Annotated in this window: 23 protein-coding genes; 13 read left to right on the top strand and 10 right to left on the bottom strand. The window is 71.6% G+C overall.

From position 1 onward, the window contains the following. Positions 1-42 precede the first annotated feature (42 nt). From ACTWPW_RS29355 to ACTWPW_RS29365, 3 genes are all read left to right on the top strand, one after another. A complete protein-coding gene (locus ACTWPW_RS29355; protein WP_443170546.1) occupies positions 43-1,425 on the top strand; it encodes an APC family permease in 1,383 nt (460 codons plus the stop codon). A 24-nt stretch (positions 1,426-1,449) separates the two neighbouring features. Further along, positions 1,450-2,130 (top strand): GPP34 family phosphoprotein, encoded by a 681-nt coding sequence (locus ACTWPW_RS29360; RefSeq protein WP_443170547.1) that lies wholly within the window; start codon positions 1,450-1,452, stop codon positions 2,128-2,130. 117 nt (positions 2,131-2,247) lie between these two features. Further along, positions 2,248-3,501 (top strand): lamin tail domain-containing protein, encoded by a 1,254-nt coding sequence (locus ACTWPW_RS29365; RefSeq protein ID WP_443170548.1) that lies wholly within the window; start codon positions 2,248-2,250, stop codon positions 3,499-3,501. A 157-nt stretch (positions 3,502-3,658) separates the two neighbouring features. Here ACTWPW_RS29365 and ACTWPW_RS29370 read toward each other — a convergent pair whose 3' ends face one another. Both ACTWPW_RS29370 and ACTWPW_RS29375 read right to left on the bottom strand, forming a co-directional pair. Next, positions 3,659-4,027 (bottom strand): hypothetical protein, encoded by a 369-nt coding sequence (locus ACTWPW_RS29370; protein ID WP_443170549.1) that lies wholly within the window; start codon positions 4,025-4,027, stop codon positions 3,659-3,661. A gap of 21 nt (positions 4,028-4,048) precedes the next feature. Further along, complete coding sequence (locus ACTWPW_RS29375; RefSeq protein WP_443170550.1) at positions 4,049-5,767, bottom strand: hypothetical protein; 1,719 nt, start codon at positions 5,765-5,767, stop codon at positions 4,049-4,051. 169 nt (positions 5,768-5,936) lie between these two features. Here ACTWPW_RS29375 and ACTWPW_RS29380 point away from each other — a divergent pair, with 169 nt between their 5' ends. From ACTWPW_RS29380 to ACTWPW_RS29390, 3 genes are all read left to right on the top strand, one after another. Continuing rightward, on the top strand, positions 5,937-6,848 hold the full coding sequence (locus tag ACTWPW_RS29380; protein ID WP_443170551.1) for a hypothetical protein: 912 nt from the start codon (positions 5,937-5,939) through the stop codon (positions 6,846-6,848). A gap of 135 nt (positions 6,849-6,983) precedes the next feature. Continuing rightward, complete coding sequence (locus tag ACTWPW_RS29385; protein ID WP_375111756.1) at positions 6,984-7,553, top strand: SRPBCC family protein; 570 nt, start codon at positions 6,984-6,986, stop codon at positions 7,551-7,553. 157 nt (positions 7,554-7,710) lie between these two features. After that, entirely contained in the window at positions 7,711-9,042 is a 1,332-nt protein-coding gene (locus tag ACTWPW_RS29390) for a glycoside hydrolase family 30 protein (protein ID WP_375111757.1), read from the top strand. 47 nt (positions 9,043-9,089) lie between these two features. On the opposite strand, the gene ACTWPW_RS29395 is transcribed toward ACTWPW_RS29390, so the two are convergent. The 5 genes from ACTWPW_RS29395 to ACTWPW_RS29415 form a co-directional block, all read right to left on the bottom strand. Further along, a complete protein-coding gene (locus ACTWPW_RS29395) occupies positions 9,090-10,844 on the bottom strand; it encodes a spherulation-specific family 4 protein (RefSeq protein WP_443170552.1) in 1,755 nt (584 codons plus the stop codon). A gap of 3 nt (positions 10,845-10,847) precedes the next feature. After that, entirely contained in the window at positions 10,848-11,663 is an 816-nt protein-coding gene (locus ACTWPW_RS29400; RefSeq protein WP_364131363.1) for a carbohydrate ABC transporter permease, read from the bottom strand. Further along, positions 11,656-12,606: a carbohydrate ABC transporter permease gene (locus ACTWPW_RS29405; protein ID WP_375111759.1), complete on the bottom strand. Its 951-nt coding sequence runs from the start codon at positions 12,604-12,606 to the stop codon at positions 11,656-11,658. The genes ACTWPW_RS29400 and ACTWPW_RS29405 overlap by 8 nt, the downstream gene beginning before the upstream one ends. 1 nt (position 12,607) lies before the next feature. Further along, a complete protein-coding gene (locus ACTWPW_RS29410; RefSeq protein ID WP_443170553.1) occupies positions 12,608-13,861 on the bottom strand; it encodes an ABC transporter substrate-binding protein in 1,254 nt (417 codons plus the stop codon). A 70-nt stretch (positions 13,862-13,931) separates the two neighbouring features. Beyond that, positions 13,932-15,059 carry an ROK family transcriptional regulator gene (locus tag ACTWPW_RS29415; RefSeq protein WP_375111761.1) on the bottom strand — a complete coding sequence of 376 codons (1,128 nt, stop codon included), beginning with the start codon at positions 15,057-15,059 and terminating at the stop codon, positions 13,932-13,934. Positions 15,060-15,132: 73 nt separating this feature from the next. Here ACTWPW_RS29415 and ACTWPW_RS29420 point away from each other — a divergent pair, with 73 nt between their 5' ends. After that, positions 15,133-16,380, top strand: a complete 1,248-nt coding sequence (locus tag ACTWPW_RS29420) for a Gfo/Idh/MocA family protein (protein WP_443170554.1) — start codon at positions 15,133-15,135, stop codon at positions 16,378-16,380. Here the strand turns inward: ACTWPW_RS29420 and ACTWPW_RS29425 are convergent. From ACTWPW_RS29425 to ACTWPW_RS29435, 3 genes are all read right to left on the bottom strand, one after another. Beyond that, positions 16,377-17,348, bottom strand: a complete 972-nt coding sequence (locus ACTWPW_RS29425) for a 5-methyltetrahydropteroyltriglutamate--homocysteine S-methyltransferase (protein ID WP_443170555.1) — start codon at positions 17,346-17,348, stop codon at positions 16,377-16,379. The genes ACTWPW_RS29420 and ACTWPW_RS29425 overlap by 4 nt on opposite strands. A 140-nt stretch (positions 17,349-17,488) precedes the next feature. Beyond that, complete coding sequence (locus tag ACTWPW_RS29430; RefSeq protein ID WP_375111764.1) at positions 17,489-18,961, bottom strand: acyl-CoA synthetase; 1,473 nt, start codon at positions 18,959-18,961, stop codon at positions 17,489-17,491. A gap of 51 nt (positions 18,962-19,012) precedes the next feature. Continuing rightward, entirely contained in the window at positions 19,013-19,804 is a 792-nt protein-coding gene (locus ACTWPW_RS29435; RefSeq protein ID WP_443170556.1) for a PaaX family transcriptional regulator, read from the bottom strand. Between the two features lie 107 nt (positions 19,805-19,911). Between ACTWPW_RS29435 and ACTWPW_RS29440 the strand changes: the two genes are divergently transcribed. The 6 genes from ACTWPW_RS29440 to ACTWPW_RS29465 form a co-directional block, all read left to right on the top strand. Then, positions 19,912-21,105, top strand: coding sequence for an ABC transporter substrate-binding protein (locus ACTWPW_RS29440; RefSeq protein WP_375111766.1), 1,194 nt, complete (start codon positions 19,912-19,914; stop codon positions 21,103-21,105). A 3-nt stretch (positions 21,106-21,108) separates the two neighbouring features. After that, positions 21,109-21,864, top strand: coding sequence for an ABC transporter ATP-binding protein (locus tag ACTWPW_RS29445; protein WP_375111767.1), 756 nt, complete (start codon positions 21,109-21,111; stop codon positions 21,862-21,864). Beyond that, positions 21,861-22,520, top strand: a complete 660-nt coding sequence (locus ACTWPW_RS29450) for an ABC transporter ATP-binding protein (RefSeq protein ID WP_375111768.1) — start codon at positions 21,861-21,863, stop codon at positions 22,518-22,520. The genes ACTWPW_RS29445 and ACTWPW_RS29450 overlap by 4 nt, the downstream gene beginning before the upstream one ends. A gap of 22 nt (positions 22,521-22,542) precedes the next feature. Beyond that, complete coding sequence (locus ACTWPW_RS29455) at positions 22,543-23,403, top strand: branched-chain amino acid ABC transporter permease (protein ID WP_375111769.1); 861 nt, start codon at positions 22,543-22,545, stop codon at positions 23,401-23,403. After that, on the top strand, positions 23,400-24,371 hold the full coding sequence (locus ACTWPW_RS29460) for a branched-chain amino acid ABC transporter permease (RefSeq protein WP_443170557.1): 972 nt from the start codon (positions 23,400-23,402) through the stop codon (positions 24,369-24,371). The genes ACTWPW_RS29455 and ACTWPW_RS29460 overlap by 4 nt, the downstream gene beginning before the upstream one ends. 63 nt (positions 24,372-24,434) lie before the next feature. Next, the coding region (locus tag ACTWPW_RS29465; RefSeq protein ID WP_443170558.1) for an AAA family ATPase at positions 24,435-25,706 on the top strand (1,272 nt) is incomplete at its 3' end.

Raw genomic sequence — 25,706 nt, forward strand, 5'->3', positions numbered from 1 at the left:
ATCGAACCCCCCACGCATGCATGACGACTGGAGAGGCCTGTCGTGCGCTCACAACAGAACATCGAGCAGTTCGGTTACCGGCAGGAGTTACGTCGCGGGGTCGGACAGACCGACCTCGTGTTCTACGGCCTGGCGTTCATGGTGCCCATCGCGCCGTTCGCGATCTTCGGCACCGTCTATGCGGAATCCGGCGGGATGCCGGCGCTGGCGTACCTCGTCGGGATGATCGCGCTGCTGTTCACCGCCGCCTCGTACGCGCAGATGGTCAAGGCGTTCCCCCTGTCGGGCTCCGTCTACAACTACGCGGGCCGCGGCATCGCCCCGCCGGTCGGGTTCCTGACCGGATGGATGGTCCTGCTCGACTACCTGCTCGTCCCGAGCCTGCTCTACCTGGTCGCCTCCGTCGCCATGCACGCCAGCGTGCCGGAGGTCCCCGTCTGGGCCTGGGTGCTCATCTTCGTGGCCGTCAACACGGCGATCAACCTGCGCGGCATCCGGATGACGGTCAAGCTCACCAGAATCATGATCATCTTTGAGCTCGTGGTCCTGGCGGTGTTCCTGCTCATCGGCATCTGGGCCCTGCTCCAGGGCAAGGGCAGCGGTTTCGGCCTCTCCCCGCTGTTCGACCCGGAGACCTTCTCCTGGCCGGTGATGTTCGCGGCGGTGTCGGTGGCCGTCCTGTCCTTCCTCGGCTTCGACGGGATCAGCATGCTGGTGGAGGAGTCCACCGGCGGTTCGGCGCAGGTGGGCAGGGCCATGCGGCTGGCCCTCGTGCTGGCCGGCGTGCTCTTCGTCACCCAGGTCTGGGTCGCCGCCCTGCTCGTGCCACCCGCTGGGCTGCCGGCCGGGGCGAGCGACACGGCGTTCTACGACGTCGCCGCCGTCGCCGGCGGCGAGTGGCTCAGGCACCTCACCTCGGCCGCCACCGCGCTCTCCTGGGGCCTGGCCAACACCATGGTCGCCCAGGTGGCGGTCTCGCGGCTGATGTACGCGATGGCCCGGGACCGGCAGCTGCCGTCGTTCCTGGCCAAGGTCTCGGTCAGGCACTCGGTCCCGACGAACGCCATCGTGGTCGTCTGCCTGCTGTCGGCCGGCCTGGGCATCTGGACGGCCGGCCTCCGCGACGGCATCTCCCTGCTCCTCAGCCTGGTCAACATGGGCGCGATGGTGGCGTTCATCGTGCTGCACGTGTCGGTCATCGTGCACTACTCGCTCCGCGTCGGCTCGGACAAGGTGTGGTCGCACCTGGTCGCGCCGCTGATCGGGGCGGGGATCCTGGTCTTCGTGGTGATCAACGCGAACGTCCTGGCGCAGTTCCTGGGCCTGGCCTGGCTCGTCGTCGGCGTGGTGGTCATGGCCGTCCTGTACGCGCTCGGCCGCCGCCCGGCCGTGCGGGGCATGCCCGTCGGATCGGGATCCAAGTAGCGAGCAGCAAAGGACCTGCGTCTCATGAACCGGCTACCGCTCCACCAGGACCTGTACCTCATCGCCCACGACCAGGCCGGCAAGCTCCTGACCCACCAGTCCTCGCTGGCGCTGGGGCTGGCCGGGGCGGCCCTCCTGGACGTGATCCTGGCCGGCCGCCTCACCCTGTCAGCCGGCCGCGTGACCGGGGGCCCCGCCGGCTCGCCCCTCCCTGACGGGACCGACGCCATCGCCGACGGCCTGGCCGCCCTCACCGCGCGGGATGGCGACGCCGGACGGGAGACGGGCGCCGGGCGGGGGGTGGGCGCCGGGGCGCTGCTCAAGCGGGCCGCGGCCGGCGGCATCAACGACCGCACGCGCGAGGAGCTGCTCGCCTCCGGGGTGCTCGTGCGGGTGAGCGGGCGGCGCATGGGCATGCTGCCGTACACGCGGTACCAGCTCGCCGACATCGCCTCCGTCGTACGCGCCTCCTCGGGGGTGCGCTCGGCGGTCGAGGGCTGGAAGGCGCCGGACGCGCGCTGCGCCGGGCTGTGCGGGCTGGTGGCGGTGCTGCGGCTGGAGGCGGAGCTCTACCTCGACCGGCCGGCGAGCCGGCTGGTCGGCCACCTGCGCGAGATCGCCGCGACCGCCACCCCGCCCGTCGGCGAGCTCGTGGAGCTGGTGGACACGCTCGTCGCGGAGGCGGCCGTCGCCGTGTACCGCTAGCCGGTACGGCGTTGCGCCTGTACCACTGTCCGTTGCGTAGACGATGCCCTATATGCGAGTTACGCTCCGCTGGCTACCAGTCGGGGGACTCTCAACGAGCATGGATGGGGGGCATTCATGAGCTACACGCTGTTACGCGGCAGCTTCGTGATCCGGTATCCGGATCTGCCGCGCCAGGGCCCCGAGCCCGACGGCGACACCGTCAAATTCCTGCCCGACTCTCCGGCCCTGGTCGAGGCGCTGCCGCGGCGCTCCGGCACGCCGCCGAACATCAACCGCCGCGGCATCTCCGTACGGCTGGAGGCCGTCGACGCGCTGGAGACCCACTTCGAGGAGACCCACCAGGAACTGGCCGGGGCCGACGCGGCCCGCGACGAGCTGCTGCGCCTGCTCGGCTTCACGAACGTGCGCTTCTGGGAGGACCTGCCGAACAAGGTGCGCTCCGCCGACCAGGACTCCCTCCGCGGCCACGTGCTCACCAACGGGATCGACGGGAACGGGCGCCTGATCGCGTTCGTGTACGCGGGCGATCACCCGGGGGCCGACGGGACGACGGTGTTCGTGGACGGGCCGCTCGTGGACCGTTCCGTGAACGGGCACCTGCTGGCCGGCGGCCTGGTCTACCCGGCGTTCTACGCCACGCTGCCGGCCGAGCTGCGTACGCACCTGGCGGAGGTGTCGCAGGCGGCCCGGCGCAAGGCCATCGGCATCTGGCCCCGCTCGGCCGCCGACCCGAACGGCGCGGCCACGGTATGGGACCTGGAGGAGCTGGAGCGGCTGGTGATGTGGCCGAAGCTGTTCCGGCGGATCGTGCCGTACCTGGCGGCGGGGTTCACCGGCTTCGACGGCTTCGACGCCTGGCTGCGCGCGGACCCGGTCAACCGGGACGACGAGCTGTTCCTGATCCCCAAGCTGGAGCGGGGCAACCTGCACGACGTGGTCAAGGGGACGGGACAGCAGATCCAGCTCACGATGTGGCCGGAGGACTTCATCATCAGCCCGGACCCGGCGCCGCCGGGGACGCCGGTCAAGCCGCCGCTCGTCGCGACGGGCGACCTGCTCATCGTGGCGGCCCTGCCCGATCCGGTGGGGGCGGACCGGGGCAACGAGACCGTCACGCTCCTGAACCTCACGGCCGCTCCGATCGACCTGTCGGGCTGGGCCCTGTCGGACGCCGCCGGGGGCCGCAGGGCGCTGGCGGGCCCGATCGAGGGCGGGGCCGCGCTCCGGGTGACGCTGGACGGGGCGGTGCAGCTCGGCAACCAGGGGGACACCATCGTCCTGGTGGATCCCCAGGGGGTGTCGATCGACCAGGTGACGTACAAGGCGGACGCGGTCAGGGCGGGCCGGACGATCTTCTTCGACCGCTGACCACCGCACGGCGCCGGGGCCCGCCCCCGGCGCCACCCCCGCGCTCCCGCTGGTGCCCCTTAGGGGGATGGGAGGCGGGGGCTTCCCGCCGTGCGCCGCACCCTCGCACTCCGGCTGATGTCCCTCGGGAGGGACAGGGGCGGCCGGCGGGGCGGGGTCAGGGGAACAGGGACTGGATCTGGGAGACCACCTCGACGATCACGGACACCTCGGCCGCCCGTACCGACAGCCGTTTGAGCGCGTCCAGGATGCGGGACCGGTCCGGCTCCGCCTCCTCCAGCTCCCGCCGTACGTCCCCCACGTCCCGCCGCGCCCGCGCCGGCTCGGTCAGGGCGGCCTCGTGCTCCGCGAGCAGCCGCTCCAGCACGTCCAGCAGCCGCCCGGCCTCCCCGCCCGCCGGCCCAGTGTTGTGCACGGTGTTGTGCACCGTGTTGTGCACGGTGGCGCGGGCGTGCGGGCCCATCGCGATCGGCCCGCTGACGTTCCCGCCGCTGACGTGCACCCCGTACTCGTTACCGCCGCTCATGACAGCCTCCTTGCCGATCACTCAGCTGTTGTGGACCGTGGCCGCCGCGTGCGGGCCGAAGGCGATGGGGCCGCTCACCGTGCCGCCCGCGCCCACCGTCACCGTGTTCATGGTCACCCCGGCCGCCTGCAACCGGTACGCACCCGTCTCCACGTCCCGCTCCTCCAGGAAGTCCAGGACCGCCTCGGTGAGGCGCTGCTCGATCATCCTGACGTACTTGGCCACGTCGAGCACCTGGATGTACGTCTGCAGATCCTCGCTCGCCCCCAGCTCGCGCACGCTGCGACGGGCCCCGTACGGATAGACGATGTGCTTGCGCGGATCGGGCTCCGCCATGTTCTGCCGCACGGCCTGCACGCCCGTCCGCACCACCCGCAGCGGCGCCGCCAGCACGTCGCGCAGCAACCGCAGCCGCAGCACCTTGACCGCCTCCCACGCGACCCGCCCGCCCGTCATCGTGGGCAGGCGGTCCACCACGTGGTACGGCCCGGACACCGGAGGCAGCACGGTCACCACGAACTGCGTGTAGAGCATCCGCCCCTCGACGGCGAGGTAGATGAACGCCGAGGTCAGCGCTTCCTGGTCTTCGGCGGGCGCGACGAGGTTGCCCTGGAGGTCGCGGATCTCCTGGCCGGCGTTGTTGATCGTGACCCGCTGGTAGTAGCGCACCCCGCCCTGCGGGTGCCGGGCGATGGCCGCGATCTCCTCCGGCGTCGCCTGGAACCTGGGCAGCCCGTCCTTGCCGATGAACGGGTGCGGCACCGCCTCGCCGTGCCAGTCCGCGACCGTGAAGAGCCCGCGCGTCACCACGTGGTCGCCGAGGTCCAGCCGCTGGATGCCCTCGTTGGGGCGCAGCACCCGGTCGCGCATCTCCGCCAGCCGCCGCCGGACGAAGGCGTGCAGCTCCACCGGGTCGATGTCCACCGGGTCGTCGCGCCGCCTGCTCCCCATCGCGTCGCGCACCCGGTCCAGCTCGACGGCGATGGACCAGCTCCGCTCGATCGACCCGGCGCCCATGAACGCGTCCTCGTTGCCGTACATGGTGACGTTGCCCCACTGCGCCCGGCGGAGGTAGTCGAGGCGGCGGCCGGTCTTGGGATGGGTCGCCCGGGTGTCCGGCTCGGGCGTGCCCGGCCTGAGCGAGCCGGCGAGGGTCAGGTAGATCGCGATCCGGTACACGACCGCGACGCCGAGCGTGACGACCGGTACGAGCAGCACCTGCGTCAGCGAACCGGCGCCCGCCCCGAGCAGCCCCAGCGGCGTGCTCTCGACGCCGTAGATCTCGGCGTACGACGCCTGCCCGTCGGTCAGGTCGTTCACCGTGGCCACGACCTGGGCGAGCAGCACGAGGAAGAGCAGCACGAAGACGGCGTAGGCCGCCCAGAGCCAGATCAGCAGCCGCACGAACAGCGGCCCCCGCCGGACCCTGTGCATGGTGAGCAGGGCGAAGGGCACGAGCGCGAACACCCACGCGATCGTGCTCAGCGGCGCGAGCACCAGCCCCAGGACGAGGATCGCGGCGATCAGGCAGTCACGCACCAGGAGCATCGCCCGCGAGCGCCGGCAGTGATGGATCACCGGCATCACGTCGAACCCGCCGTAGGAGGGCGGGACCGCGCGGTACGGATCGGTCAGCAGCTCGTCGAGCACCCTGTCGCGAAATCCGCTGTCGAGGTATGCGGCGGCGCAGAGGTAGCGCGTCACGTTGCTCATCCGGGGACCGCCGGTATTGACGACCATAGCCCTCTCCCGTCGTTTATCGGGGTGCGGGGCGAGCATATGAGCGACGATTGCTTCGAGGGTACGTTGTTATCAAATAGTCTCGTGCCGACCGGGAAAGCGAGGGCAATCCGCAAGTCGGGCATCCAGCATTTTGCCCCAATTTCTTGTGTTATTCCGGGAGGGTGCTTTGGCGTACGAATCGGGCTCCAACCGCTTCTGCCGGCGCTGCGGATCACACGTCGGCACCCTCGCCCAGTGCCCCCGCTGCCGCGCCCAGCAGACCCCGCAGGGCGGCGAGCCCTCCGCGACGGGCCCCGGCGACGATGCGGAGCCCCTCCGGCTGCGGCGGAGCCGGCCCTGGCGGCGCCCGCCGGTGCTGATCAGCCTGGTCGTGGCCGCCCTGGCGCTCGCCCTGACCTGGTGGATCGTGACCGCCGACCGGTCCGGGCCGCAGCAGGTCCCGAGCGCGGGCCAGGGCAGGGCCCCGATCCCGGCCCCCGCGAGCCCAAGGTCCGGCACCGAGGCAGGCACGGGAGCCAGCCCAGGAAGCAGTCCCGAGACCGGCCCAGAAACCGGCCCGGAAACCGGCCCGGCGACCAGCCCGAGCACCAGCCCGGGGACCGGCGACGGGGGCACGCCCTCCCCTTCGAGCCGGATGGCCCGGCAGCAGGCCGAGGCGATGGATGAGCTGCTGTCGAGCAGCAGTTCGGCCCGCTCCAACCTGTCCGAGGCCATCACCGACGCCACCCGCTGCGAGCGCGGCGGCTTGGAGACCATCCGCGACATCACCGGCAGCCGCCGCGATCAGCTCGCCGCCGCCAGGGCGCTCGCCGTGACCGCGCTGGCGGGCGGGGCGGAGCTCAAGGGCGCGCTGGTCGACGCGCTCGGCGCCTCCTACGAGGCCGACGCCGCCTTCCTGGCCTGGGCCCGCCGCCACGTGGCCGCCGGGTGCACGGGAGCGGTCACGAGCGACCGCGACTACCGGCTCGGCCTGGACCGTTCCGAGGCGGCCCAGAAGGCGAAAACCCGATTTGTCAGGGCATGGCGGCCGATCGCGGAAACGTACCATCTGACCGCCTGGAAGCCAGATCAGATCTGATCTCCCAATATTTCCGACTAAACAGAAAATATGGTTTTGTCGGCGAATTTGCGGCAGTTCAGGTTGATCGCGAGAGCCGCGCGTCGGAGACTGGGCGTCCGACCAGTGAACGAAGGAGTCCGTATGTTCATGTTCATGCCGCGCTCTCTGTTCAGGCTGGCGGCCGGCGCGGCGGCAGGATATCTGTTCGCCGTCCGCCCGTGGCACCTCCGCTGGGGTGCCGACGACCGCGAGGCGCACGCCGAGATGCCCGGCGACGACATCGTCCGGCACGCGCAGTACCAGGCCACCCGCGCCATCACGATCGACGCTCCCCCGGCCGCCGTCTGGGCCTGGGTGGTCCAGCTCGGCGGCTACCGCCCAGGGGGCACCTTCGACCGCCCGGCCGGGCACGAGGCCGAGCAGGGGCTGAAGGTCGGCGACGTGCTGCACGGGGCGGCGGACGGCAGCGGCTACGTCGTGGAGCAGATCGACCCGCCGCACACGCTCGTGCTGGCCCTGCGCGGCACCGACGCCACCACGTCCTGCTCCATCTCGCTGCGCGACCTGGAGGACGGCCGGACCCGGATGGTCTTCCGCCTGCGCATCCGCGCCCAGCCCGGCCTGCGCGGCACCAGTTACCTCGCGATGATGGACGTCGGCGACTTCGTGACCATGCGCCGCCAGATGCTGACCATCAAGGAGCGCGCGGAGTCCGCCCGCTGACGCCGGCGCGGACGGCGACCGCCCCGGGGGAAGGCCCCCGGGGCGGTCTGGTTGACGGCGGCGTTGACGGCAGTGTTGACGGCGGTGCCTTCCTGCGCTTACGGTTCCGGCGATCGGCGAAATATATCGTCACGATGCCGAAATTTTCGGAGGCACCATGTTACGAGGAGTTGTCGCGATCACCCTGCTCGGCCTCCCGGCGGCGCATCCGGCCCAACCGACCGATCCCCCGGCCATCACGGTGAACGAGCGCCTCCGCCACCAGGAGATCGACGGCTTCGGCATCTCCCAGGCGTTCCGGCGCAACGAGCTGCTCAAGGCCCTGTCGGCGGAGCAGCAGCGGGAGGTCCTCGACCTGTGGTTCGACCGGGAGAAGGGGGCCGGGCTCAGCATCCTGCGGCTCGGCATCGGCTCCTCCCCCGCCGGCAGCCCGTACGACCACATGGTCTCCATCCAGCCCGAGGACCCGGGCGGCCCGGACGCCCCGCCGAAGTACGTCTGGGACGGCGACGACAACAGCCAGGTCTGGGTGGCCAAGGAGGCCCAGCGGTACGGGGTCAAGCGCTTCTTCGCCGACGCCTGGAGCGCCCCCGGCTACATGAAGGACAACGGCGACGACAAGAACGGCGGCACGCTCAAGCCCGAGTGGCAGCGCGCCTACGCGAACTACCTGATGGCGTACACGAGGTTCTACGCCAGGGAAGGCATCAGGATCACCGACCTCGGGTTCACGAACGAGCCCGACTGGACGGCCACGTACGCCTCCATGCGCTTCACCCCCGAGCAGGCCGCCCAGTTCGTCAAGGTCCTGGGCCCGGTCGCCAAGGGCGTGAAGGTGGCCTGCTGCGACTCCTTCGGCTGGAACGAGGCCAAGGCGTACACGGCGGCCATCGAGGCCGACCCCGAGGCCCGCCGCTGGGTGAAGACGCACACGGGCCACACCTACGCCAGCCCGGTGGACGCCCCGCTGCCGACGGACAGGAAGACCTGGATGTCGGAGTGGAACCCGAACGGCAACACCTGGAACGAGAACTGGGACGACGGCAGCGGCTACGACGGCTTCACGATCGCCCAGGCCGTGCACGACGCGCTCACGCTGGGCAACGTCAGCGCCTACGTCTACTGGCTGGGCGGCTCGCGCGGGGCGACCAGGGCGCTGCTGCAGCTCGACGAGGTGGCCAAGACCTATCACGTGTCGAAGCGGCTGTGGGCGCTGGCGGCGTACAGCAGGTTCATCCGGCCGGGCGCGGTGCGGCTGGACGCGTCGGCCGCCGATCCGGCGCTGAAAGTTTCAGCGTTCCGCAACCCCGACGGCTCCCGCGTGATCGAGGTGCTCAACACCGGCACCGCCCCGGTCACGTGGAAGGGCGTGCGCGGCAGGGCCACGGCCTACGTGACCGACACCGACGACTCGCTCACCCCGTCGGCCGTGCCGAACCGCACGGTGACGCTCCAGCCCAGGGCGCTGACGACCATCGTCGTACGGTGACTCCGGCGTGAGCCCGGGCCCCTGCCTCCCGGGCTCACGCCGGCGCCTCAGGAGACCGGCACGATCGGGCTGTACGCCTCGGGCGAGCTGCCTGAGCCGTGGAAGACCACCCGGTGGGCCCCAGTCAGGGGCACGCTCAGTGGCGCAGTCAGCGGCACGCGCCACACGAACAGGTCGTCGGCCGAGGAGACCAGCGGGTTCAGGTCCACGGGCGTCCAGTTCCAGCCGGACCCCGCGTGCCGGTAGTACCAGGAGTTCTCGATGAGGTAGTCGGCGCCGATGCCCGCCACCGCGAAGCCGGTCGCGGCGTCGTTGTCGGCGTCGATGTACACGTGGTGGAAGTCGAACGGCAGGTTGTAGCGCGCCTGGTAGGTGGCGCTGCCGTCGGCGACGGAACCGGCCGCCTCGGAGATGGGGTCGCCGCTGGGCACGGCGGTGGTGACGGTCAGCGGCCGCGCGGGCGCGGACTCGTTGCCGCTCGCGTCCCTGGCGAGCACGGTGAAGGTGTACGAGGTCGCCGGCGTGAGGCCGGTGACCGGGACGGTGGCGTCGGCGGGCAGCAGGGCGGCGGGCAGGCGGAGCAGGCGCCGACCGTCCATGAGGACGTCGTACCAGGCGGTGTCCGCGGTGCGCTCCCAGGCCAGCCGGACGCTGGCCACCTTGACCTGGTCGGCGCCCAGCCCCGCGGGAGTGGCGGGCGGCGCGGCGTCGGCCTTCCTGGTCCGCAGGGACACGGCGGCGCCGGCGGCCGAGGCGTTGCCGGCCGCGTCACGAGCCTTGACGGTCACCGTGTAGGCGGTGCCCGGGTCGAGGTTCTTGACGGTGACGGCGGGCACGCGGCCCGCGGTGCCGGTGACCCGCAGCCCGTCCAGGTGGACGTCGTAGCCGACCACGCCGGGCGAGGGCCGCCAGGCCAGGGTGAGCGAGGTCGGGCCGCGCTTGACGGCCGTGGCGGGGCCGGGGCGCGCGGGCGCCCCGGTGTCGGGCGACCTGGCCGCGTCCAGCTCCGCCCGCCAGTAGTCCGGCAGGGTGTCCCAGGGGTTGGCCAGCACGTCGGGCGTGACGTACACGTGGCCCGCGCCGCGCTCCTTGGCCAGGCGCAGCGCGTCTTCCATCTGCTCCTGGGTGGCGGTGGCGTGCACGAGGTGCCAGAACCGGCGCGGGTCCCGGCCGCGCTGCCACGCGGGCGGCTGCCAGCCCTGGTACGTCTCGTACGTGCCCTCGAACGTCAGGCTCACGTCGGCGATGTCGGCGTAGCACTCGTCGGTGCCGATGCCGGGATTGATCACCGTGAACGCGCCCCGGTGCAGGCTCTTGATCGACTCGTCCAGCGCCCGGTAGGTGTCCGAGTAGGCGTTGCCGGGGCCGCAGACGTTCTGGACCTCGTCCAGGAAGACGCCGCCGAGGCCGTGGGCGCCGTACAGGTCGTACCAGCGGGCCACGTCCTGCTGCGCCTGCGCGAGCCAGGCGAGCGGGGTGGTCTCGCCGAGCCGGGTGGCGCGGCCGGTGCTGCCGAGGTAGCCGGTGGCCACGTAGCCGAGCACGGTGACCCCGGCGGCGCGGGCGTCGGAGATGGCCTTGGCGTAGTTGGGGTCGAAGTCCTTGCCGGGGCCGGAGAACGGGTTCGCCACCACGATCCCGACCCCCGGGTCGGACAGCCGGCCCCACAGCTCGCCCGGGTAGAAGTACGCGGGCACGGCCAGCGACAGGCCGGGCTCGTCCGCGGATGACGACGCGTGGGCCGTGCCGGTGAACGAGCCCAGGAGGAGCACCGCGACCGCGGCGGCTCTGCGTAAGAACATGGGTCAGCCTTTGCTGCCGGTGTGGGCGATGCCCTGGATGAACTGTCGTTGCAGGAACACGAACACGGCGATCACGGGGAGCGAGGCGATCAGCGAACCGGCCATCAGGACGGGGTAGTCGGTCTGGTACTGGCCCTGGAGCGCGGCCAGCCCGGCCGACAGCGTCATCTTCTCGGGGTCGGTGTTGACCACCAGCGGCCAGAACAGGTCGTTCCACGCCCACAGCAGGGTGAGGATGCCCAGCGCGACGAGCCCGGGCCGGGCCAGCGGCAGCATGACCGACCAGTAGATCCGCACGGGGCCGGCGCCGTCGAGCCGGGCCGCCTCCTCGATCTCGCGCGGCAGGCCCAGGAAGAACTGCCGCAGCAGGAACACCCCGAACGCGCTGAACAGGCCGGGAACGATGATCGCCTGAAGGCTGTTGAGCCAGCCCAGCGAGGACATGATCTGGTACTGCGGGATCACGAACAGCTGCGGCGGCACCATGAGCACCGACAGGAAGACGCCGAACAGCAGGTTCCGGCCGGGGAAGCGCAGGCGGGCGAAGGCGTAGGCGGCCATCGAGCAGAACAGCACCTGCCCGGTCACCCGCCCGGCGGCCATCAGCACGGTGTTGAGGAACTGCTCGCCGAACGGCAGCAGGTCGAAGACCTTCGCGTAGTTGTCCCAGCGGCCCTCGGGCAGGAACGTCGGCGGCACGGCGGTGGCGCTGCTGAGCGTCTTGAGCGAGGTGATGACCTGCCAGACGAACGGCGCCACCATCAGCAGCGACGAGACGATGAGCAGCGCGTGCACGCCCAACGGGCGGCGCTCAGACATAGTGCACCCACTTCCGCTGGAGCCGGAACTGCAGCATCGTCAGCACCGCGATGAGCGCGAGCAGCGCGATCACGATGGCGGCCGCGTAGCCGCGGTCGTTGGTGACGAAGGCCCGCTCGTAGAAGAGCTGCACGACGGTCTGCAGCCGCGAGTACGCCGGGTTGGCCCGCGCCGACTGCCCGGACCCGGTCATCACGAAGACCAGGTCGAAGAGCTGCAGCGAGCCGATCACCGAGACGATCGAGATGAAGAACGCGGTCGGCGACAACATCGGCAGCGTGATCCTGAAGAACTGCCGGATGCGTCCGGCGCCGTCGATGGACGCGGCCTCGTACAGCTCCTTGGGGATGCCCTGCATCCCGGCCAGGAAGATGATCAGGTTGTAGCCGACGCTCATCCAGATGCCGACCACCACCAGCGCGTACATGGCGGTGGCCGGGTCGGCGATCCAGTTGGGCCCGTCGATGCCGGCGATCGAGAGCACCTGGTTGACCAGGCCGTAGTCGCCGTTGTAGAGCCAGCGCCAGAGCATCGCGACCGCGACCGGCATGGTCACCACGGGCAGGAAGAACGCCGTACGGTAGAGGCTCACGCCGCCCAGTCCCGGCCGGTTGAGCAGCGCGGCGAACACGATGGCCAGCGGGATGCCGAGCAGGCCGAGCACGGTGTAGGTGAGCGTGTTGAGCACCGCCCGCCCCACCTCGGGGTCGGAGAACAGCCGGGTGTAGTTCTCCAGACCGGTCCAGGTGTGCCCGCCGAACGCGCCCCACTCGGTGAAGGAGAAGTAGGCGGTCTGCACGACGGGCCACAGGTAGAAGATGGCCAGGCCGAGCCCGGTGGGGGCGATGAACGCGTACCCCCACAGGGCCTCGGCCCGCGGCCGGCGCCGCTTCACCGCGTGGGCGGCCCCGGCGGGCCGCCGCGTTTCGGCGGTCGTGCTCACGTCACTCCTTGGCCAGCAGGTCGTTCATGCCGGCCGCGAGGTCGGCGGCGGCCTTCTCGACCGGCACCTCACCGGTCCACGCCTTGGTGAGGTGGGTGAGCTCGGCCTCCTGCCAGGCGGCGGTGTTCTTGGAGACGGGGTACGGCACCGCGTACGCGACCGAGTCGAGGAACGTCTGCAGCTTCCACTCGGGGTGGGCGGCCACCCAGTCGCTCTGGGTGCCGTTGTAGGCCGGGATCGGGCCCTTCTTGCCGAGGATGTCGGCGGCCTGCTTGGAGCCGAGGAACTTGACGAACTCCCACGCCTCGGCCGGGTGCTCGGTCTTGGCCGACACCACGTTGGCCACGCCGTGGATGATCGTGGCCTGCTTCTCGCCCTTCGGCAGCGGGGCGACGTCCACCTTGTCCTTGGTGTAGTCGTTCTTGCCGAACTCGGCCACGTTCCACGAGCCGCCCCAGTACATCGCCAGCTTGCCGGCCTCGAAGAGCTGCAGCGGGGTGGTGTCGGTCATGGTCTTGAGGTCGGGCGACTGCTTGGCGGCGATGAGGTCGGTCCAGAACTTCAGGCCCGCGATCGTCTTGGGGTCGTCGTAGCCGGACTTCTTGCCGTCCGGGGAGATCACGTGGCCGCCGGCCTGGTAGATCGTGTTGTACTGGTACTCCTGGAAGCTCGTGAGCTGCGCCCCGACGGCGTAGACGCCCTTCTTGGGGTCGGTGAGCTTGGCGGCGGTCTCCTTGAAGTCGGCCCAGGTCCAGTCGTCGGCCGGATATTTCACCTTCGCGGCGTCGAAGAGCGTCTTGTTGTACCAGACGCCGACCGTGTCCATGTCCTTCGGCAGGCCGTACAGCTTGCCCTCGTAGGTGTAGAGGTCCACCAGGGCCTTGGGGTACACCGACGAGTCGATCTGCTCCTCGATCGGCTTGATCACGCCGTTGGAGGCGTAGAGCTGGAAGTTGGGGCCGTTCATCCAGAAGACGTCGGGCGCCGCGCCGCCGCTGACCGCGGCCTTCATCTTCGTCCAGTAGTCGACCCAGGGGGTGAGCTGGACGTCCACGGTGATGCTCGGGTAGGTCTTGGTGAACTCCGCGGCCAGCTCCTGCATGACCGCCTGCTGGGTGGCGTCCCAGACGCCGTAGGACAGCTTCACCCACTTCTCAGGCTGCGTGTCCGTGCCGGCCTGCTCACCGCCGCCGCACGCGGAGGCGAGCAGTGCCACGCAGAGGAGCGCCGCACCGCTCCGTGCCGACTTCCACATCTCCCGGTCCTCTCCTAGAACGTGGGAGTAATGATGGAGTCCAGGAAAATTGTTGGCAAGAGTGGCTTTGTTACAGATGGCTCACGAGCGGGGTGCGGCCGTCGAGCACGCGGTCCTCCACGTCGTCGAGCGCGAGGCGTACGGCGCCGAGCACCACGGCCTCGTCGCCCAGCGCCGACATGCGGACCTCGGGGGTGCGGATGCACCAGCGGTCCAGCTCGCGCCTGAGCGGTTCGATGAGCACGTCGGCCGAGCGCGAGAAGCCGCCGCCGACCACGACCATCTGCGGGTCCAGCGTCAGGACCAGCGCGGACGCGCCCAGCGCCAGGTCCTTGACGTAGCGGCGCACGGCCGCGAGCGCCGCCTTGTCGCCGTTGCGGGCGGCGGCGAACACGTCGCCCGCCTCGCCGTTGGCGTCGCTCAGGTGCTCCTGGGCACGGATCCAGCCGAGCACCGGCAGCGCGCCGATCTCGCCCGAGGCGTTGCCGAAGCCCTTGTGCAGCTTGCCGTCGATGACCAGGCCCGCGCCGGTGCGGAGCCCGGCCAGCAGGAACACCATGTCCTTGGCGTAGCGGGCCACGCCGCGCCAGCACTCGGCCAGGGCGGCGAGCTTGCTGTCGTTCTCGACCAGCACCGGGGCCGGGACGAGCCGGCGCACGTGCGCGGCCAGGTCCACGCCGGTCCACTCGGGCAGCGCCTCCGACAGCATGACCTTGCCCGCGCCGTCCACCAGGCCGGTCGTGCCGACGCCCGAGGCCCACACGTCGCCCCCGGTCAGCCCGGCGCCCTCCAGGCACTCCGCGACCGCCCGGTCCACCGCCGCCAGGCGTTCGAGCCGGCCCATCTCGGGCGTGACCGGGACCCGGGCGCTGTGCTGCACGTCGCCGTCGAGGTCGGCGACCACCGCGCGGATCTTGTGCCCGCCGATGTCGACGCCGAGCACCCGGCCCGCGTCGGCCCGGAACCGGTAGCGCCTGGCCGGGCGGCCCACCCCGCCCGCCGTGGCCCCGGCCTCGGCCACCCAGCCCTTCTGCAGCAACTCCCGGACCACGTCCTCGGTCGAGGCCCGCGACAGCCCCGTGCGCTTGGCGACCTCGGTGAGCGTGAGCGACGGCCGGCCCTGCAGCACCTTGATCACGGCCAGCGCGTTGAGCTGCCGCAGCCGCGACAGATCCCCGCCGCTCATCTCCGCCGCCATCGGCCCCCCTTGCTGTCTGCTTCCTCAGACCGAATAATGATGCTCTCCATGATATTTCTTCGGGGAAGGTTCCATGACTGAGGTGACTCTAGCCGTCGTCGGCGGCGGCCTGCGAGGGCTGACCTACGCGCGCCGCGCGCACGCCACGGGCGCGGGGCGGGTGGTGGCGGTGGCCGAGCCCGATCCGCAACGCCGGGCGGCGTTCGCGGCGGAGTTCGGGATCGTGCCGGAGCAGGTCTACTCCGACTGGAAGGAGCTGGCGGCGGACGGGCGGCTGGCGGACGCGGCGATCATCGCCACGCACGACCGGTTGCACACCGATCCCGCGGTGACGCTGGCGGACCTCGGTTACCACATTCTCCTGGAGAAGCCGATGGCGACGGAGGAGCAGGAGGCGATCAGCATCGCCGAGGCCGCCCGGCGCAACGGCATCATGCTCGCGGTCTGCCACGTGCTGCGCTACACGCCGTACACGAAGGTCGTGAAGGAGCTGCTGGACGAGGGGCGGATCGGGCGGCTCGTCAGCGTGCAGCACCTGGAGCCGGTGGGGTGGTGGCACCAGGCGCACTCGTTCGTGCGCGGGCACTGGCGGCGCCAGGACACCTCGGCGCCGATGCTGCTGGCCAAGGCGTGCCACGACATCGACTGGCTGGTGCACCTGTTCGGCCGGCCGCCGTCCCGGGTGTCGTCGTTCGGCTCCCTGTCGCACTTCCGCGCCGAGGAGCGGCCCGCCGAGGCGGCCGACCGGTGTCTCGACTGCCCGCTGGAGCAGTCGTGCCCGTACTCGGCCAAGCGCCTCTACCTGGGCTGCCTCGGGGACCCGGACAGCGAGTTCTGGCCGCTGTCGGCGGTCACGCCGGGACGGACCGAGGAGGCGGTGCTCGACGCGCTGCGCACCGGCCCGTACGGCAGGTGCGTGTACGCCTGCGACAACGACGTCGTCGACCACCAGGAGGTGGTGATGGAGTTCGACGACGGCGGGACCTGCTCGTTCACGATGAGCGCGTTCACCCCGATGGAGCACCGGCGCACCCGCCTGTTCGGCACCCACGGCTACATCGACGGCGACGGGCGCACGCTGCGCGTGGTGGACTTCCGCACCGGCGAGGAGGAGACCGTCACCACGGACGGCGTGGCGGGCCCGTCGGCGGCGGACGGGCACGGCGGCGGCGACGAGGGGCTGACGGACGCGTTCCTGGCCGCCGTCGCCTCGGGTGACGGCTCGCTGCTGCGCTCGGACGCGGCCGAGAGCCTGATGACGCACCGCGTCGTCTGGGCCGCCGAACGCGCCCGCCACACCGGCTCCGTGGTGACCCTCTAGCCCCAGACCTCCTGGGCGGTCTCGGCGATCAGGCGGAGCTTGGCGAACTGCTCGTCCTCGGTGAGCTGGTTGCCCTCGACCGTCGAGGAGAACCCGCACTGCGGCGACAGACAGAGCTGGTCCAGGTCGATGTACTTGGCCGCCTCGTCGATGCGCCGCTTCAGGGTGTCCTTCGACTCCAGCTCGCCCCGCTTGGTGGTGACCAGCCCGAGCACGACCATCTTGCCCGGGGGCACGAACCGCAGCGGCTCGAACCCGCCCGACCGCTCGTCGTCGTACTCCAGGAAGAACCCGTCCACCTTCAGCTCGCCGAACAGCGCCTCGGCGACGAAGTCGTAGCCGCCGGCGGCGGCCCAGGAGGAGCGGAAGTTGCCGCGGCACATGTGCGTCGTGATCGTCATGCCCGCCGGCTTGGCCGCGAGCGCGGCGTTGATCTGCCTGATGTAGCGCAGGTGCATGTGCTCGGCGTCGTCGCCGCGCCCGGCCAGCTCGGCCCGCTGCGCCGGGTCGTTGAGATAGGCCAGGCTCGTGTCGTCGAACTGCAGGTACGTGCACCCCAGCGCGCCGATCCGGCGGACCTGCTCGGCGTAGGCCGCGCTCAGGTCGCGCCAGAACTCCTCGACGTCCGGGTAGACCTCCGGGTCGATCGCGGCCGGCCCGCCCCGGTAGTGCACCATGCTCGGCGAGGGGATGGTCAGCTTGGGCACCGCCGTGCCGACGGTGTCGCGCAGGAACGCGAAGTCGTCGGCGAAGATCGGCTCGGTGAGCCGGATCCGGTCGTGCACGCGCAGCGCGGCCGGGGTGAACTCGATGTCGCCCTGCTCGTTGTGGAAGCGGACCGTGATGTGCTCGTCGGCGGCCTGGCCGATGCCGCCGAGCCGGTAGATGAAGTCCATGTGCCAGGAGGCGCGGCGGAACTCGCCGTCCGTGGCGCTCTGCAGCCCCGCCTCCTGCTGCTTGCGCACCACGTCCCGGATCGCCTCGTCCTCGGCCTCCCGCAGCGCGTCGCCGGTGAGGTGAGGGTCTCACGGGCGCGCAGCAGCGCGGCCGGGCGGAGCAGGCTGCCGACATGGTCTGCGCGGAAAGGCGGTGAGGTACGCATGGAAGATCATCCTTCTCCGTAGAGCTTTCTCAGCGGGGCCTTGAGGAGCTTGCCCGCCGCGTTCTTGGGTAGTTCAGCCACGAATTGCAGATATTTCGGGATCTTGTAGCGGGCCAGCCGGCCGTCCAGGTGCTTCAGCAGCTCGTCACCATCGGCCACCGTTCCGGGCCGCAGGACGACCAGGGCCTTGCCCACCTCACCCCACTTCTCGTCCGGCACGCCGATCAGCGCGCACTCGGCGACCGCGGGGTGCTCGTACAGGGCGCTCTCCACCTCGGCGGGATAGATGTTCTCCCCGCCGGAGATGATCACGTCCTTGATCCGGTCGGAGATGCGCACGTAGCCGTCCTCGTCGGCGACGCCGACGTCCCCCGAGCGGAACCAGCCGTCGGCGGACAGCACCTCGGCGCTCTCCTCGGGCCGCCGCCAGTAGCCGGGCATCACGTTGGGGCCCTGGACGTACAGCTCGCCGGGCTCCCCCGGGGCGGCGGGCGAGCCGTCGGGGGCGACCAGCCGGACGTCGGAGAAGAAGCACGGCACCCCGGCCGTCCCGGCCTTGTCGATGGAGTGCTCGGCCCCGAGGAAGAGCGCGCCGGGCGCCGCCTCCGTCATGCCGTACCCCTGCAGGAACGTCAGCCCGCGCTCCTGGTAGAGCCGGATCAGCGGCTCGGGCACCGGCGCGCCCCCGCACAGCAGGTGCCGCAGGCTCGACAGGTCGGCCGTGGCCCAGCGCGGCGAGCGGGCCAGGAGGCCGAACATCGACGGCACCCCGAACATCACCGTCACCCGCTCCGCCTCGATGAGGTCGAACGTGCGCTCCACGTCGAACGACGACTCCAGGACGACCCGGCCGCCCTTGAGCACGCTCGGGACGAGCGTCTGGGCCAGCGCCGCGATGTGGAACAGGGGCGCGCTGATCAGCACCACCTCGTCGTGCGCCAGCGGCACGTCCACGAGCAGGTTGACGGTGTTCCAGGTCAGGTTGGCGTGGGTGAGCATGGCGCCCTTGGGACGGCCGGTGGTGCCCGACGTGTACATGATCAGGCACACGTCGTCCTGGCCCACGGGCTCGTCGATCGGCTCGGGCGAGCCGGACGCGAGCAGCGCCTCGTAGCCGGCGGCCGGCAGGTGGCGCCCCGGCAGCCCCTCGCCGTCCCGCTCCTCCCCCAGCACGAGCACCGCCGGATCGGCGTCCTCCAGGATGAAGCGCAGCTCGGGCTCCGCCAGCCGGGTGTTGAGCGGCACGAACACCGCGCCCAGCAGCCCCGCCGCGAAGAACGTCTCCACCATCGACGGCTGGTTGACCCCGAGGAAGGCGATGCGGTCGCCGCGCCGCACGTCCAGCGCCGAGGCCAGCCGGTTCACGCGTTCCCGCAGGTCACGATAGGTGTGGTCGCGACCCCGGTACGACAGCGCGACCCGGCCGGGCGTCATGCGGGCCCTGCGCGCCGGCCACGAGCCGATCCCCTGATTCCGCATCGGCACTCCTTGAGGCTCAAGCCCTCAAATTAGGCCACTATGTGATCGCTGTCACCGTTCTGCCCAGGTTTCATCGGGAACGGTGTCCAGCAACCGCGCCACGACCTGCTCCGCCTCCGGCCGGAACCGCTCGTGCAGCGTGTGGCAGACCCGCTGCGCCTTCTCGGCCGGCCAGTCGTGCGGCAGGTAGCGCAGCGGCAGCCGCGGGTCGGTCCTGATGATCTGCAGCCAGCCGGTGAGCAGCGTCAGCGACCGGGCCAGGTCGTCGGGGGCGTCGGGCGCCGGGTCGGCCTGGTCCCAGCGGCTCAGGAACGCCCGGTAGCGGGCGCCCAGCCCGGCCAGGTCGTACGCGTCCCCGACCAGGGCCTGCATGTCGGTAGGGTGCCGCGGCTCGGCGGCGAAGACCTTCACGTTCGCGCCCAGGTCCTCGATCACCCCGGCCGCGTCCACCTCGCCTGGAGCGATCCACAGGCCGTTCTGCAGCGGGCCGAACCCGGCCCACACCAGCCTCGACCGCAGCTCGTGCCGCTGCCGCTGCCAGGACTCCGGCAGCGAGAAGCCGATCAGCGTCCACCGGTCCTCGTCGGCGTCGTTCACCACGCCGCTGTGCCAGATGCGCCGCTCGCCGTCCTTGAGCACCTCGCTGCTGGTCGGGGTGAGCCCGAAGTACATGCGCCGCCCCGAGCGCTGCCGGCGCAGCAGCCCCCGGCGGACCATCCGGGTCAGCGTCGAGCGCGTGGCCTCCTCGGAGATGCCGACCTTGCCGAACGCCTCGATGAAGCTGCGCGACGAAACGCAGATCCCCCGGCCATATACGTGATCTCCGAGGAAGGTCAGAATCACCGATTGAGGCCTCATAACAGCTTGTCTCCAGATATTCGGCACTCTATTGACAGCCGTAATGTACCTGCCTACATTCGGGGCCACATCGCCCGGTCCAGGAGGTTCTGATGCGCAGGCTTCTACCGTCCCTGGCCTGTCTCCTCCTGGCCGTGACCGCCTGTGGCGGCGGCGGAGAAGGAGGCGGATCCGGTGGGCAGGATCCGATCAAGGTGGGCCTCATCGTCTCCCTGACCGGCAACTACACCCCGCTCGGCAGCGAGGACAAGAAAGCCGTCGAGCTGGCCGTGGAGCAGGTCAACGCGCAGGGCGGGCTGCTCGGCCGCAAGGTGGAGCTGGTCCCGCGCGACGACAAGACCGCCCCCGACCAGGCCATCGTGGCCTACAACCAGATCAAGGGCGAGATCGACGCCTTGATCGGGCCGGTGTTCTCCAACGCGGCGCTGGCGGTCGAGCCGCTCGCGCAGCGCGAGAAGATGCCGTACCTGTCGCTGGCCCCGGCCCAGGAGCAGGTCGAGCCGATCAAGTCGTACATCTTCGTCACGCCCGCCCTGTCCAGCATGTACGCCGAGCGCTACCTGCAGTACATCCAGGCCGAGGGCATCAAGACGATCGCGGTGGCGTGGGACTCCAAGAGCGCCTACTCGGTCTCCGGCCACGAGTCCATGGTGGCCCTGGCCCCCAAATACGGCGTGACGATCGCCGTGGACGAGCCGTACGAGACCACCACCTCCGACTTCAGCGCGGTCTTCCAGCACGTGCGCGACTCCAAGGCCGAGGCGCTGGTGTTCTGGGGCTCGGGCGCGCCCGGCGTGACGGCCGCCAAGCAGTACGTGGCCTCCGGGCTCAAGACTCCGCTGTTCCTGACCGCGTCGCAGGCCAGCAAGCTGTGGCTGGAGCCGATGGGCACCGCGGCCGAGGGCATGACCGTGCAGAGCGCCATCGGCGTGGTCGGCGACCACCTGCCCGACGGGAAGCAGAAGCAGATCATCGACCAGATGGCCAAGCCGTACCAGCAGAAGCACGGCTACCCGCCGCCGCAGTTCGCCCAGGACGGCTACAGCGCCTCGCTGCTGCTGTTCGAGGCGATCAGGAAGGCCGGCAGCACGGACAAGACCAAGATCCAGCAGGCGCTGGAGAGCATGGACCTGATCACGCCGAACGGCCGCTTCCGCTACTCCCCCACCGACCACTCCGGCCTGTCGCCCGAGTTCATCTCGGTCAACACGGTGAAGAACGGCCAGTTCGTCCCCACCGAGTGGGCCAAGGAGCAGCTCACCAAGACCGTCACCGCGGCGGGGTGAGGCGTGCTGCGGGTCACCGGGGTCTCACGCTCTTTCGGGGGCGTCTACGCCGTCCGCGACGTCTCGCTGAGCGTCGCGGACGGCGAGGTCTGCGGCGTCATCGGCCCGAACGGAGCCGGCAAGTCCACGCTGTTCAACCTGATCACCGGGCACCTGGCGGCCGACCACGGCCAGATCTCCTTCCTGGGGCACCGCGTTGACCGGCTCGCGCCGCACCGGCGGGCCCGGCTGGGCATGTCGATCGTCTTCCAGGCGGCCCGGGTGTTCCGCGGCATGACGGTCAGGGAGAACGTCATGGTGGGGCTGCACGGGCGTACCCGGGCGGGGTTCGTCTCGGCGGCGCTGCGGCTGCCGCGGCACCGGCACGACGAGCGCGAGATCGCGGCCGAGGCCGACGCGGCCCTCGAACGCGTGGGCCTGACCGGGTGGGCGGACCGGCCCGCCGACCGGCTTCCGATCGGGCAGCAGCGGGCGCTGCAGCTGGCCCGCGCCCTGTGCGCGCGGCCCCGGCTGCTGCTGCTCGACGAGCCCGCCTCCGGGCTGCGCGGCGAGGAGCGCGAGCGGCTGGCGGCGCTGGTGGAGGAGCTGCGGGCGGGCGGGCTGACGATCCTGCTCATCGAGCACGACGTGGCGTTCGTGACCCGGCTGGCCGACCGCGTCGTGGTGCTCGACCTGGGCCAGGTCATCGCCGACGGCTCGCCCGCCGAGGTGCGGGCCGACCCGCTGGTGCTCGCCGCCTACCTCGGACAGGCCTCATGATCGAGGTCCAGGACCTGGTGGTCTCGTACGGCACCGCGACCGCGCTGGACCACGTCACCCTCACGGTCGGCAAGGGCGAGATGGTCGCCCTGCTCGGCCCGAACGGCGCCGGCAAGTCGACCCTGGCGAACACGCTGGCCGGGCTGCTCGCCCCCGCCTCGGGCACGGTGCGGATCGGCGGCCGGCTCGCGCTCATCCCCGAGGGCCGCCAGCTGTTCCCGGACCTGTCCGTCGCCGACAACCTGGCCCTCGGCGGCTGGCGGTCCGGCCTGCGCGACCCCTCCTTCGTGTACGACCTCCTCCCCCGGCTGGCCGAGCTGGCCGGGCGGCGGGCAGGGGTGCTGTCCGGCGGCGAGCAGCAGATGGTGGCCTTCGGCCGGGCCATGATGTCGCGCCCCGAGGCGCTGGTCGTGGACGAGCTGTCGCTCGGGCTGGCCCCCCAGGTCACCGCCGACCTGGCCGCGCACCTGGCCGAGCTGAACCGGACGCAGGGGCTGACCGTGCTGCTCATCGAGCAGAACGCGCGGCTGGCCTTCGACCTGTGCTCGCGGGCGTACGTGCTGGAGGTCGGGCGGGTGGTGACCGAGGGCGAATGCGCGGACCTGGCCGACGACCCCAGGGTGGCCAGCGCGTACCTGGGCGGGGCGATCACATGAGCGGCCCGAAGGGGGCGACGGCGTGAGCGCGTTCCTCACCTACCTCCTGAACGGCCTCGCGGTCGGATGCGCGATCGCGTTGATCGCCAGCGGCCTGGTCACCATCCACCGCGTCACCGGCGTGGTGAACTTCGCCCAGGGCACGTTCGCCGTCATCGCCGGCCTGTGCACGTCCTCCCTCCTCGGCCTCGGCTTCCCGCACGGCCTGAGCGAGCTGGCCGCCGTCCTGGCGGCGGCCGTGGCCGGGCTCCTGACGGGCCTGGCCGCCATCGGCAAACCGGGCACCACCCCCCTCTCCGCGCTGATCGTCACCCTGGGCGTGGGCGTGCTCGCGTACGCCGTGGAGATCGTCCTGTGGGGTGACCAGCCGCGCTCGGCCCCCGGGCTGGCGGGCTCGCTGACCGTGGCCGGGGCGCGCATCCAGACGCAGCACCTGCTGGTCATCGGCGTGACGGCGGCCACGTTCGTGGTGCTGGCGCTCTTCTTCGGCCGTACCTACCTGGGCAAGGCGCTGACCGCGTGCGCCTCCAACCCGTACGCCGCCCGCGTCGTCGGCATCGACACCCGGCGGATGGGGCTGCTGGCGTTCGCGCTGGGCGGGCTGCTCGGCGGCATCGCCGGGGTGCTGGTGACGCCGCTGCGGCCGATCTCGTTCGACACCGACGTCACGCTGATCGTCAACGGCTTCGCCGCGGCCGTCTTCGGCGCCCTCACCCGGCCGGTGATCGCGCTGGCCGGGGCGCTGCTGCTCGGCGTGGCCGAGACCATGGCCGCCGGCTACGGCTACGGCTCCCACCAGCTGGAGGTGGCGCTCGGTCTCATGATCGTCGTCATGATCGTGCAGGCGAGCCGCCGCTCGGCCATCTCCGAGGAGTCCGCATGATCAGGCTCGCGGCCGGGATCCTGGTGGCCGCCGTGACGCTCGTCCTGCCCGCCGTGCTCGACGACAGCGTGCTGGCCGTGTACATCCTGCTCGGGCTGGCCGCGATGGTGACGGTCGGGGTCTCCCTCCTGATGGGCTACGCGGGGCAGGTGTCGCTGGGCCAGGGCGCCTTCTACGCCATCGGCGCCTACACCGCCGCGCTCCTCTCCCTCGGCGGCGTCCCGCCGGTGGCCGGGCTGGTCGCCGCACCCGTGGCCGCTGCCGTGTCCGCGCTCGTCATCGGCACCCCGCTGCTGCGCCTGCGCGGCCACCACCTGGCCTTCGCCACGCTCGCCATGCAGCTCATCCTGCTCTCCCTGGCCGGGCAGCTGGAGTTCACCGGCGGGGACATCGGCCTCCAGGGCATCCCGCAGTTCAGCGTGGGGCCGTTCGAGGTCGGGAGCGCGGCGGCGTACGCGTACATGACCTGGGGCGGGCTGGCGCTGGTGATGCTGGTGACCCACAACGTCATCACCTCCCGTCCGGGCCGCGCCCTGCGCGCGCTGGCCACCAGCGAGACCGCGGCCGCCTCGTCGGGGATCCCGGTGGGACGCTACAAGCTGGTCGTCTTCGCCCTGTCGGCCGCCTTCGCGGGGCTGGCCGGGGGGATCTACTGCTTCTACACCGGCTACGTGGCGCCGGGGTCGTTCCCGGTGCTCATCTCGATCCAGTACATCGTGATGGCGGTGGTCGGGGGGCTGGGCACGATCTGGGGGGCCGTGGTGGGGGCCACCGCGATCACGCTGCTGGTGCAGGGGCTGGACAGCCTGGCCTCGCTGCCGGGGATGCCCACGTACGCGCCGAGCGTGCTGTCGTACGCGGTGTACGCGCTCGTACTGATCGTGGTGGTGCTGTTCATGCCGCACGGCCTGGTCCCCGCCGTCTCCGGCCGCCTGTCCAGGAAACGGGCGGAGACCACGTATCGGTGAAATCACCGGTCTCTCCTGAACGTCCCCTTTCAGACATGACATCCGCGCGTAACACTGGACGGCATGTCCCCTGTCAAGTGCGCACCCCCGCTGCGCGGTCGTGACGAGGAGGAGCGCGCCCTTCGGCGGCTGCTCGACGGCGCCCGTGCGGGATCCGGCGGGGCGCTGCTGCTGGTGGGCGCGCCGGGCATGGGGAAGACGGCGCTGCTCGACCTGGCCGCCGCGCATGCCGCCGACGGCTTCCGGCTGTTACGGGTCTCCGGGGTGGCGGCCGAGTCGCGGCTGCCGTACGCCGGGCTGCACGGCCTGCTGCGCCCCGTCGCCGCGTCCGCCACCGCCCTGCCCGACGCCCAGTCCCTCGCCCTGATCTCGGCCCTGGAGTCCGGTACGGCCGCCGGCGGGCTGGCGCTGCCCGCCGCCGTGCTCGGGCTGCTGTCGGCGGTGGCCGCCCGGCAGCCGGTCCTGGCCTGCGTGGACGACGTGGACCTGCTGGACCCGGCCAGCCAGGAGGTGTTGTCGTTCGCGGCCAGGCGGGTGTCGGCCGAGCCGGTGGCGCTGCTGTTCACGGCGCGTACGGGCGTGCCCGACGGCATCCCGGCGCGGGAGCTGGGCGGGCTGGACGCGGCGGCCGTACGCGAGCTGGCCGGTGACCTGGCGCCGGGGAAGGTGGCCGAGGACCTGCTGGCGGCGCTGGACCAGATCGCCTGCGGCAACCCCCTCGCCCTGGCCGAGCTGATCGGCTCGCTCACCCCCGACCAGCTCGCCGGCCTGGCCGCCCCGCCCGCGGCGCTGCCCAGGGACGGGCGGCTGTGGCGGGCGCACGCCGCCCGCCTGGCCGAGCTGCCGGAGGAGGCGCGGCGGCTGCTCCTGCTGATCGCCGCCGACCCCGGGCTCGACGTGCCGACCCTGATCCGGGCGGCCCGGCCGGCGTGCGCGCTGACGGCGCTGGAACCGGCCGAGCGCGCGGGCATCCTGCTCTCCGCGGGCGACCGCTACGACTTCCGCGACCCGGCGGTGCGCGGGGTGGCGTACTACGGGGCCTCCCTGCTGCGGCGGCGCAGCGCCCACCGCCTGCTGTCCGCCCTGCTGGAGGACCCCGGGGACGGCGGGGGGCAGCGGCTGCGGCGGGCCTGGCACCGCGCCTGGGCCCTGGACGGCCCGGCCGAGCGGCTGGCCGACGAGCTGGCCGCGGCGGCGCTCGACGCCTGCCCGCCCCGCGCCTACCCCGAGCCGTACCTGGCCCTCGAGCGCGCCGCCGAGCTCACCGAGCACGACCACCCCGCCAAGGCCGAGCGCCTGGCCGCCGCCGCCCGGCACGCGTGGGTGGCCGGCCGC

Source organism: Nonomuraea sp. KM90 (genome assembly GCF_052246675.1).
Taxonomy (GTDB): domain Bacteria; phylum Actinomycetota; class Actinomycetes; order Streptosporangiales; family Streptosporangiaceae; genus Nonomuraea.